The organism is Thiocystis violacea (genome assembly GCF_016583575.1).
GTDB classification, from domain to species: domain Bacteria; phylum Pseudomonadota; class Gammaproteobacteria; order Chromatiales; family Chromatiaceae; genus Thiocystis; species Thiocystis violacea.
In genome coordinates, this window is sequence record NZ_NRRG01000089.1 from 1 (window position 1) to 10235 (window position 10235).

A 10235-nucleotide genomic window follows, 5' to 3' on the forward strand; every position below is an offset into this window, starting at 1 on the left:
TATCCTTTTGTCTGTCGCCCGCAGCTTCTCGCCCAACCGCCCTTCCGTGGACCGATTCGTCCCCGCCCGGGCGCTATTCGCGTCGCTGAAATGAATTCCGGCATCGCTATTTGCCAAGAGGACGTTGCCGCGTCATTCAGATCACGGATTCAGGGATTAAGTAACCGGAGCCTGTATTGGTTGTTTAATTTTAGCACGAATGCACAGCCGCCCAGTGCGGCCCCTGCTTCACCTCGGGCATGGCCACTACCTCGCCAGCTTCGGGGAACACATCAAGAAAGCCCCCGACCATGGCCCCCCTGCAAGGCTTGCCCGGCTTGGTCGGCATCGTCGGGCGTCACCTGCAAACGTCAGCTCGTCATGCGCGGGTTTTAGCGCTGGACATTCGAACCAGCCCGAGCGGCAGCGCGGCTTGCTTGGCTGGGTGAAAGGCGACGCCGATCAGATCCAGCACGGCGAGTGCCGGAGTCGTTCGCGGAGCCGGTCTTTCTTGCTGTTGCCGCCATGCCCTCTCGATGGGGGTTTATGGGGTTTTGGGGGTTTCGTGAGCCCCATAAAAAAATCGTCTGGGGAAGCCAATATTCCCCGCGCCGGTGATCTAGAGAAGTCGGCTCCTTGCTCCAAATTTTTCACCGTTGATACAAAACCCCATAAACCCCCAAAACCCCCATCCCCTCAGAATGAAACATCATCCGTACCAGTCGCCGCGCGGGTTGAATCCGCAATCCGTTCGACGCCGTATTGATGGGCATGCTTCTGGGAGCCGTGTCGATCTTTCTTCATCAAGCGCAACCCGCCCGCGATCCGCCCCTCGAAATGGCGCAGATACCAGCCCAACGCCTTGCGGTTGATCCGTCCGCGTCCATCGTTGGCGACCTCCAGCAGGGCCTCGTGCAGTGCCGCCCGCTTATCGCTGCGTGCCGTGCTGAAATCGTTGGTCGGTTCCGCCTCGCCGAGCAATTCCGCCGCCGTGGTCCATTGGCTGTTGCGCAGATCGAACCAAGCCGCCAGGAATAGCTCCAGCTTGTCGGCTTCCGGGTCCGCTTCGCGCAAGCGGGCTTGCGAATCGGTAGGGTCGGGGTAACCAAGCCAACGGATCGGGGCCGCGACCGCCATGCTCCAGGGCTCGAAGCGTCCCAGCAGGCGCTCGTGCTTCCCCGGCTGTCCGGCTTGCTGATAGCCTTTGAGGATGGTGAACAGCGCCGCCAGCAACTCGCCGCGCCGCTCGGTCACCATGCCGGTCAAGTTCGTTTCCCTGAACGCGCGCAGTTCGGGCCGCTCGACTCCCGCATCCAGTTGGATGAGGAGGCTGCGCCGGGTCATGTCGCCGCGCACACTCAGATTGTTGCCGGTGGCCGCCAGCGTGAGCCGCGCCGGGAGCGAAACCGTCTCGCTGCGCCCTAATACCCGGTCGGACCATTCGCCCGCCGTCAGCAGGGCGTTGAGGGCTTCGCCGCCGATGGGTCGGGTCCAGTTGTCCAGGTTGATGGACGAGACGCCTTGCAGCAGCAGGGCCGTGATGCGCTTGCGGGTCTCTTCTTCCGCGCTCGTGCCCTGAATCGCGGGCATGATGGCCGCGTCGCGACCACGCACCAACAGGTTGCAGACTTCGACCACCAGGCCCTTGCCCGTGCCGGGGGTGGTGGCCGAGACACAGAACAGCGGGGCCGTCTGGATTTGCGAGCGCAGCGCCAGGGTCAGCAGGTAGGCGAGCACCACGGCATGGTCCAGCCGACTCTCGACAAAGGGGAACTCCAGGAAGGGACGCAGCAGGATCGCCGCCGCCCGTTGCGCCTCGTCCAGGGTGACGCGCGCCGGCAGTTGGAAACCGGGAAAGCGTCCCTCGACATAGAGCCGACTCGCCGCGTCATACCCGGCCTGGGCGTGCAAGGTGCCATCGGCGCGCAGAATCGGGGCCTCGCTGATCCCCAAGAGGCTTGGAATCCCCGCCCAATGCCCGACCGCTTCCAATAGCGCCGCCGTGACCTTGGTGCAGGGGTCCGCCTCGAACCATTCCTCGGTGTCCTTGTTCTTGCGCTCCCACTTGGCGGCTCGACCCAATTCGACCATGAGCCCCGCGCGTTGCAAGGTCACGATGGTGGCCGTGCCCTTGGGAATGACGCAGCCCTGAATGTCGCCGGTCTCTTGTAGATGCGCCACGCGGCACAGCGTTTGACCGCGCTGGAAGACCTCGGGCGGTTGATTCGCCGCCAGGGCCTTGGCCGCCGCTTGCAGGTTACCCGGCAGCGCGCCGCCCACGATGCGGATGCTCGGTCTCGGGTCCAGCGTCTTGCGCCAGGCATTCAACGCTTTCGCTTGGTCGCCGCCATGCTCGAAGAGACGGAACAGGTCGAAGGCATCGTTACTCGGGGCCTGACTGAGCGGGTCATGCGCGCCGTGGTGACTGGCGACCAGCCAGCGCCCATCGCGGGCCTTGAAGAGCGCGACCCCTGGGGCTTGGCTCGCGGAACCGGGGGCCAGCAGCCGAAAGACCGGCTCTCCGTTGAGGGGGCCGCCTGGCGCCTTGGTCTCGTACCCTTTGGATTGCAATAGCGCCAGCATGGCCTCGGGGTGGCCGTGCTGGGCGTTGAATTGCCCGAGTAAGCCACCGCCCGCGCCGCGCTTCGGTCCCGCCAGCGCCGCCGCTTCGAGGGCTTGCGGGGTCAGGGGATCTTGCGCCGCTTTCCAGGCTTGGCAGGCGTCCACGTCGAAGATCTCGCCGCCATCGTGGACATAGGTCAGATATTCCGCCTCGATGGTGGCCTTGCGCGGGAAGTACCAGGGTTGGCTCCAGGCGTGATTTTCCTTCACGTCCGCGAGCCAGACACCCGCGTGGTGAAGCTGGTCCAGGGTCCACTCGACGCAGGCGGAAAGCGTCTTGGAGTCGGGCATCGTTGCCGGGATCGCCACTCGGTAACGGTTGCCCTTGCCCGGTTGTTGGTGGCTCCAGCTTGAATAGATGACGTGCGCGATATCCAGATCCCGCAGGGCCTCATGCGCCAGCATCGGATGCGGAGCGCCGGGGGTGACCTCGCCGGTGTCCGGGTCCAGCGTGCTATCCCCGTCCAGGATGACCAGCGCCCCATCGGTGATGTGGGCATCGGCGCGTGAGGGGTAGCCATCGGCATGGGGGCCGCGCACGAAATAGGAACCGTCCTTGCGCCCCACGCGCGGGGTACGCTGGAAGGTCGCCGCCAGTTCCTCGAACGTGACCGCCCACGGCTCCAGGGCGGTATCGCTTGCGGGGCCTTTGGAGCGTGATAGCCGCATCATGGACGCGCCTCCAGCGCCGGCAGGGCCGCCGCTCCGTCATGGGCTCGCCGGTCTTGCCATAGGCCCAATAGCTCGTCCAACAGATCCCGCGCCGTCTCGGCTTGGTGGATCATCTCCGGCGTTGGCACCGCATCCGAGCGTTGGGTGGCCCCAATAGCGCCGCGCGTGCGCCGGTTGAAGTCGTCAATGATTCCGGTGGTGAAGGCCGCCAGATAATCCCTGGGGCTCTCCAGTTGGGCTAGGCGCGTGGTCTTGTCGATCAGTTGGCTACTGACCTTGTTCGCCTGGACCTCGTTGTATTTGGCGCGGTGCTCGGCCTCCTTCGCGCGCTTCTCCAGTGCCGCGATCCGTTCTTGCTGCTCGCGGATTTGCCGATCCTTCTCGGGGTCTTCCCGGAGCACGACCTTCGGCGGGGTCACAGTCAGCCCCCTGCCCGATGCCTCAAGCTGGGCTTGTGCCCTGGCCAAATCTGCCTTGGTGCGCTCCAGCTCATCGGCATAGGCACGGGCGCGCGCGTCTTGATCTGTCCCCGCGGCTTCGAGCGCCTTGTTGTGATTGCGCAGCTTTTGATTGCTCCGCTTGAGCTTGTCGATCTCTTTCGCCAGCGCCGCGAAATCGGGATTCACCACGCCGAGGGCCTCCTGTTCAGCCGCCAGGGCCGAAAGTTGTTGATAGGATTCGAGCGCCGCGTTCAAAGTCAGGATGCCACTGGCCACCAGATCGACCACCCGGGAATCGGCTTCGGCGATCAGTTGGCGTGCTTGGTCGATAGTCCTCACGCCAACATTGAACAGCGCCGCCGATCGTTCGCGGGTCAAGTCGCAAATATGCGGCTTGCTCCGGTTTCCGCCGTGCTCGCTGGTCACGGCCTTGGCCGCCGCAATTGCCCGTTGCGATGTGGTGGCATGACGTCGGTGGAGATTCAGCGCCGCGACGAAACTCAATAGCGCCTCGGGACTGCCGCCATTCACTTCATCAGGCAAGACCTCCCGAACAATCGGCTCAATACCAAGCTGTTCGCAGGCTCGCAAGCGGTGGCGCCCGTCTATGACGCGACCCTGCCAAGTGCGGATGGGCTCGATCTGACCAACAGCCTGGATGGATGCGACCAGCGCGGCGAAGTCCTCGGGGCTCGCCTCTGGGATAATTTCGGCGAGGGGGTGTAGCTCGTAGGTCATCTAAAGCCCCTCGCTCGCGCCATAGACCGCCGCGCGCATGGCGGTAATAGTCCGATCACGCTCTTTCAATTCGGCGCGAGCCGTATTGAGATCACGAAGGAGTTGCAACCGCTCGGCTTCCAGTTTGCGATTGACCGCACCTTGATCGTTCAGGGTCGCGATCAGTTGATTGCAATAAAGCCCCTGCTCTAATACATGCTTATTCGCCGCTTCGAATAGTTCTAGCGTGACGTAATAGCGCCCGTCGATCCGAACATGACCCTGTGGAATTCCGGCCTCGTTCATGCCGCGACCTCCAGCGCCAGCAGGGCCTCGGCTTGCGCGATAATCGTATCGATCCCGCAAGCTCGGATCGCCTTGGACTCCAGATCCGCCCATTGCTTGGCGAGGGTCAAAATCCGATTGTGTGGTTTCGCGCCGCCCTCCTGCTCAACCTGGATCGCCCATTGCGGAATCCGGGCCGCGACTCCCGCGCGGATCAGGGCGAGGGTTGCGCCGTCCTCGATGGGCAGGGCCGCGATCATTGCCGCGTCGGATTTCGGCAGTCCGATAGCGCGAGCGGTGGCGTTGGCGTAATGAATGAATCGCGTTGATGGTGGCGTGGTTGATCCATTCGTTTTCGCCAATCGAACCACGTAATCATTGACCGCATCGTTCAGCCGAGCGGTGGCAAACGCCAAAGACCGGCTTGATGTGTCGGTGGTGGTGAGTGCTTGGCTATTCATACCGCGCCCCCTGCCAGTCGTGCCAGAAATGCGCGAACGTCGCCAGATCTCCAATAATTGCGACCGCGAATGTTCGATGGTTCGGGAATAAGACCAGCTCGACGCCAACGCCAAATGGTCATGTCTGAAATGTCACCAGCCAGGCGCTTTAGCTGCGGCTGGGTGATGAGTGCATCATCGGTGAATGAATCGTGGACGGCCGCCCGCGTATCGGTGGACGCGGCGGTTCTGGCAAGGTGGGTACGCATTAGGCATCTCCGTGTTGGGATGCCTAAAGGTTAGAGCGAGTTAGAGCGCGAGTCTAAAGGGTAACCAATCCTCAGTTTCGCGGATTGTTTACCCGTTGCGCCGCGTCACAAGGGGATCGATTGGTTGATGTCTGCCGGATGTGCTGGGATGCGTGATTTTCCATGAAGGGCCTTAATCGCGTCTCCGATCGTGGATCGAGCCTTCTTGATTCCGGTCATCTGGCAAACAGACACGACAAAATCGACGAACTCGCCGGTGTACCTGCCGTCGATAGGATCTTGAGTGTAGGCCGCGTGCAAACGATTAGCCGCGTTGGAAAAGATAACGGATAGAGTAGCGAGTAACACCTCTAATCGTTCGCCAGTGTGGGGCTGTTGCTTTTTCGATGGGTCGATGTAAGGCGCGAGTTCCGCCCGCATAACGTCCGCGTTGATGTTCAGCCGAAAAAGCGCATCGATAAATCCTTGCTTATCGATCCCGTCTGCAAGCTTTGTTTCTATTGGAATGGGGCCAAAAAAGAACGGCGGAAATAAGTCTAGCAACGCTTCAATGTGCTGTTGGATTTTCTCAAGTCGCTGACTCGCCTTTTTCGGTGTTATGACGATTCTTGCATGATGATAGCGGTGTACTGCCATCGCGATTCCATATCGCAAGGTATCGACGCCAACATGGGTTAATCCATAGTCGTGCTGAAGCTGTAATGCTTCTTCGGCTGACGGCTTGATTTGTTCGTCAGGGCTAGGGATGAGGAGCGCGGCCAGAAGCGCCGCCCGTCCGTCTCCGTCTTGTGCCTGCGTAGCGTCGCCAAAGCCCATAGATTCGACTGCCGTCTCCTTGTCGCTCATCGCGCCAGCCTCACCACGTTATCGGTCTCGACCGCGCCAACGATTTGCAGCACGTACCCCGACCATGCCGCTAGGGCCTGCCGTCGCTCGTCCAAGTACAAGGCTCTGTTGTAGGTTCCAGCCACGCCAGCCCGAGCGCCTGAGACATGGTTGATAGTCGCTTCGATGACATGCGGCGGGATGTGCAGGTCTTCGGCCATGCGGGTCGCCAGGGTGCGGCGAAGGTCATGCAGGGTCCACTTGTCGATGTTGGCGCGCCCGTCCAGCCGCGCCTTGCTCTTGGACCAGCCGGAGAAGGGACGCGGGCCGAAGCTGGTAAAGACGAAATCCGTCTTCAACCGCATGGCTTCCTGTTCGGTTTGCCGGGCCTGGATGATCTCGACCACGGGAGCCGATAGCGGAATAACATGCTCGCGATGGTTCTTGGTGCGGGTCGCCGGTAAGGTCCAGGTCTCCGCGTCCAGATCCAGTTCGCTCCAGCACATCCCGCCGACTTCCTCCCGCCTTTGTCCGGTCAGCATCAGGATTCGCACGATTCCGGTGAACAGGTCACCATGATTGGCCTGGGTCGGGTCCGTGCCCTGCCAGATCGCGCGCAGTTCATCTAGGCTCAGAACACGCTCGCGCGATTGCTCGGCCCCCGGCTTCTTGATGTTGTCGGTTGGATCGGCGGAGATGATCTCCCGATGCATGGCCCAGCCGAACAACATGGACATGTAGGCCAAGGCCCGATTCGCCATAACCTCGGCGTCCCGCTCCACCAGTACATCCAGGACATCCATCACGTCGCGGCGGGTGATCTTGGCGAGCGGTCGATCATTCCAGCCACCGAACAAATCGGTGTTCAAGACGCGCTTGATCTCGGCCAGGGTGCGGGGTGCAGGCTTGCGGTTCTGGCGACCGCGATACTTGGTCAAGAACTCATCGCGGACGGCGGCGAAGGTGTTGCGGCTCTCATCGGCCTGGGCCGCTTTACGCTCGGTTTTCACCTCGGCAGGCGCTAGACCCTTCGCGGCTCGATCCATCGCCTCATGGGCTTGCTGGCGGGCCGTCGCAAGGTCAATCTCGGCAGTCGTCCCGAGATTGGCGCGCGTCATCTTCCATTCCCCATCGCGCAGGGTGCGGACCATAACGAAATAGGTTTTCCGCTTCTTACCGACGCGCAGTCCAAAGGCAGGCAACACGGTATCGAAATAATCCTCTTGGGCTTTGTCGGTCGGCGGCGAGATTGTTGTGACGAAAGGGGTGGTGAGTCGCTTCTTGGGCATGGCTGTTACCTAATCCGGTTCTAGGTGACGGTATAGGTAACAGGATTGAGCGTTTCGGACTGTTACCTAGCGTTAGTAACAGTCTATAACATTGGACGGTAAAGGCAATAAAATATAGGACTTAGGATGAATGTAGCAGACTGACGAGCGATGCTCAGAAATGGCCAGAAAGGCCGTTTTCGCTGATTTGTAATCAGCAGGTCGTCGGTTCGAATCCGTCCGCCAGCTCAAATTTAAACAAGGGGTTAGACCGAAAAACTAACCCATTTTTCGTGCCCGATCGGTTCCTGGGTAACGCTGGGGGTAACAATCTGGCGGGTTATGGGCTGTTATGGGATGCGATGGTCTCCAGACTCGCCCACAACAAACCCTGCGAGTCGGGTCCAATCTTCAATTCCGAGCGTCCATGCTTGGCGGTCGGTCTTCGCGGTTCGGTCGGTCAACTCGCGAATCGGCGAGGCGTAAGCAGCATTTCAACCACTTTTTTAGTGGGCGATGCAAATGGTACCTTCGCCGACGCCAGTACCGAGCCGATTTTGCGGGTACGCCTGTGGATACCCGGCCCAGGGGATGAGGACTCCGCGCGTTAAATCAACAGCATCTCCCGAGCCTTGGGACGGCGAAAACCCGAGGGTATCTTTAAAGAAACGCCACCTTGCCGGTCTTGCATCGCGAAAAACTGGATCAGCACTCAGCCGGAAAAAAACAGGTAGCATGCCCCGTTCCTGACGGCAAAGAATAGAAACTCATGCGAGGGACGCCGCGCGCACCAAAGCAGACCCGGACACCGACTCCTTACTCCTCCAAAATCATCAAGGCAGGCGCCTTAATCGGAGACACCAAGACGTTGCTGCCCCAGTGGGATGTCACGGCTTCGGTCGCGGAGAACGTCAGCCGGATGCAGCGGGACAACGTCTTTGCGAAGGCATCCCGTTCCCGCGTCGAAGACATCCTGGCGATTTTCGGGCACGCTATCTTGCCGAAGCGTCGGTCACGCAGGCGCTCGTGACACTCGTCCGTGGACAATTCCCGTAGCGCTGGAGAAAATCCTCTATTTCCACGCCGCGCGCGCGGATCGGTTGCTCAGCGATGTCGTGACCGAGATCCTGGTGCCGATGCACGAACAGGGTCTGACGGACCTCCAGGTGACGCCTATTCAACGGTCATTGACCCAATGGGCGGAGGCAGGCAAAACCACCGGGCATTGGCCCCAGTCCACGATTGACCGCATTACCCGTGGCCTACTCGCCGCGCTGCGAGACTTCGGCGTGCTTCAGGGCATCGTCCATAAAAAGATCGCCCCGTCCTTTCTTCAGGTCGAAACCTTTGCCTACATCATGTTCTACCTGAAACAGCATCAGCCCTCGGGGAGCAAGCTGATCGAGTTACCGGATTGGAAACTCTTTTTTCTGACGCGAGACGGCGTCAAGCGGTTGCTGTTTGACGCCCACCAGCATGAATTACTGGAGTACCACGTCGCCGGGAGCGTCACCCGCCTGACCTTCCCCGCCGCCACGCTGGAGGAGTACGCCCAACGTCATTGATTTAGCGTCTAAACGACTGATTATGTTAAAATAAAGCGTCTTCACCGAAACCACATGGGAGCCCATCGATGAGACGTCGCGACGACATCACCCTCAATACCGAAGAGGCGCAATCCCTGGCGTGCATTTCTCTCCATGTACGACCAGCTCAAACAAGCCCTGTTCTCGCCTGAGTGGATCGAACGCTTTCGCCGTTCGGAGAAGGCCTTCACCCGCACCCGCGACCTTCCCTTCCACCGCCTGGTCACCTTCCTGCTGAATCTGCGCAAGGGCCGCACGGAACAGGAGCTTGAGGGTTTCTTCGCCACCCTCGAAGAGCAACCGCTCGCCTCGGCCACGCCCACCGTCTCGGCCGTCTGCAAGGCCCGCCAACGCCTCTCGGCGGAGAGCTTCCCGGCGTTGAACCGACAGGCGATCGACACCTTCCGCGCCGGTTGGGCCGCACCGCTGTGGCACGGCTTTCGACTCTTCGCGGTCGACGGCACGACGCGGCGCCTGCCCAACAGTGCGGCGCTCGAGAGCTATTTCGGCACCCAGCCCAGCGGTCCGGTTCTCGCGCGCGCCTCGATGCTCTATGACCTCGGCCACGAGTTGGTCGTCGATCTACAATTGGCCGCGCACGGCGTGAGCGAACGCGAACTGGCGATGGCCCACCGCGCGGCCGCGCGGCCCGGGGATCTGATCCTCTATGATCGGGGCTACCCCGCCTTCTGGCTGATGGTGAGGCACAGCGTGCTCGGCGTGGACTTCTGTAGGCGCCTGGCGCGTGAGCGCTTCAGCGCCGCCGAGCCCTTCTGGGACAGTGACGCCGACAGCACCATCATCACGTTAATCCCCTCCCGCGATCAGGCGCGTGATTGCCGCAACCAGGGGCTCCCCAGCGCGCCGATCCGCGTACGTCTGGTGCGCGTGCGCTTGCCCGATGGCGAGACCGAGGTGCTGGCTCCCTCGATCCTGGAGGAGGAGCGCCTACCCGCACGCTTGTTCAAGGCGCTGTATCACCGCCGGTGGGGAGCGGAGGAGGGCTACAAGCGCCAAAAACGCTGGCTGGAGATCGAGAACCTCTCCGGGCGCCGCGTGCTCGCCGTGCCGCAGGACGTCCACGCCAAGATCCTCGCCCTGAATCTCGCCAGTATGGTCCGAGGGCTCGCGC

At 61.4% G+C, this 10235-nt stretch carries 9 protein-coding genes and 1 tRNA gene; 4 read left to right on the plus strand and 6 right to left on the minus strand.

The features are described from left to right. Nucleotides 1-675 precede the first annotated feature (675 nt). From CKO27_RS22565 to CKO27_RS22590, 6 genes are all read right to left on the minus strand, one after another. Nucleotides 676-3273: a hypothetical protein gene (locus CKO27_RS22565; RefSeq protein ID WP_200377169.1), complete on the minus strand. Its 2598-nt coding sequence runs from the start codon at nucleotides 3271-3273 to the stop codon at nucleotides 676-678. Further along, complete coding sequence (locus tag CKO27_RS22570; protein WP_200377170.1) at nucleotides 3270-4451, minus strand: ParB/RepB/Spo0J family partition protein; 1182 nt, start codon at nucleotides 4449-4451, stop codon at nucleotides 3270-3272. The genes CKO27_RS22565 and CKO27_RS22570 overlap by 4 nt, the downstream gene beginning before the upstream one ends. Continuing rightward, on the minus strand, nucleotides 4452-4736 hold the full coding sequence (locus tag CKO27_RS22575; RefSeq protein ID WP_200377171.1) for a hypothetical protein: 285 nt from the start codon (nucleotides 4734-4736) through the stop codon (nucleotides 4452-4454). Continuing rightward, complete coding sequence (locus tag CKO27_RS22580; protein ID WP_207281066.1) at nucleotides 4733-5230, minus strand: hypothetical protein; 498 nt, start codon at nucleotides 5228-5230, stop codon at nucleotides 4733-4735. Before CKO27_RS22580 ends, CKO27_RS22575 begins: the two co-directional genes overlap by 4 nt. A gap of 299 nt (nucleotides 5231-5529) precedes the next feature. Further along, on the minus strand, nucleotides 5530-6270 hold the full coding sequence (locus CKO27_RS22585) for a hypothetical protein (RefSeq protein WP_200377173.1): 741 nt from the start codon (nucleotides 6268-6270) through the stop codon (nucleotides 5530-5532). Beyond that, complete coding sequence (locus CKO27_RS22590) at nucleotides 6267-7538, minus strand: tyrosine-type recombinase/integrase (protein ID WP_200377174.1); 1272 nt, start codon at nucleotides 7536-7538, stop codon at nucleotides 6267-6269. Before CKO27_RS22590 ends, CKO27_RS22585 begins: the two co-directional genes overlap by 4 nt. Nucleotides 7539-7690: 152 nt before the next feature. Between CKO27_RS22590 and CKO27_RS22595 the strand changes: the two genes are divergently transcribed. From CKO27_RS22595 to CKO27_RS22610, 4 genes are all read left to right on the plus strand, one after another. Then, nucleotides 7691-7766 (plus strand) — tRNA-Thr (locus CKO27_RS22595). A gap of 520 nt (nucleotides 7767-8286) precedes the next feature. Further along, nucleotides 8287-8547 carry a BrxA family protein gene (locus tag CKO27_RS25410; protein WP_200377175.1) on the plus strand — a complete coding sequence of 87 codons (261 nt, stop codon included), beginning with the start codon at nucleotides 8287-8289 and terminating at the stop codon, nucleotides 8545-8547. Beyond that, nucleotides 8456-9082, plus strand: coding sequence for a BrxA family protein (locus CKO27_RS24770; protein ID WP_420825859.1), 627 nt, complete (start codon nucleotides 8456-8458; stop codon nucleotides 9080-9082). The genes CKO27_RS25410 and CKO27_RS24770 overlap by 92 nt, the downstream gene beginning before the upstream one ends. A 135-nt stretch (nucleotides 9083-9217) precedes the next feature. Then, nucleotides 9218-10235, plus strand: a 1018-nt coding sequence (locus tag CKO27_RS22610; protein WP_200377177.1) for an IS4 family transposase, incomplete at its 3' end; no start/stop codon positions are given.

What these genes read in the sequence shown, in the direction of transcription:
- CKO27_RS22570 (WP_200377170.1), bottom strand. Translation starts at nt 4,451, where the DNA reads ATGACCTACGAGCTACACCCCCTCGCCGAAATTATCCCAGAGGCGAGC.
- CKO27_RS22575 (WP_200377171.1), bottom strand. Translation starts at nt 4,736, where the DNA reads ATGAACGAGGCCGGAATTCCACAGGGTCATGTTCGGATCGACGGGCGC.
- CKO27_RS22590 (WP_200377174.1), bottom strand. Translation starts at nt 7,538, where the DNA reads ATGCCCAAGAAGCGACTCACCACCCCTTTCGTCACAACAATCTCGCCG.
- CKO27_RS22585 (WP_200377173.1), bottom strand. Translation starts at nt 6,270, where the DNA reads ATGAGCGACAAGGAGACGGCAGTCGAATCTATGGGCTTTGGCGACGCT.
- CKO27_RS25410 (WP_200377175.1), top strand. Translation starts at nt 8,287, where the DNA reads ATGCGAGGGACGCCGCGCGCACCAAAGCAGACCCGGACACCGACTCCT.
- CKO27_RS22565 (WP_200377169.1), bottom strand. Translation starts at nt 3,273, where the DNA reads ATGATGCGGCTATCACGCTCCAAAGGCCCCGCAAGCGATACCGCCCTG.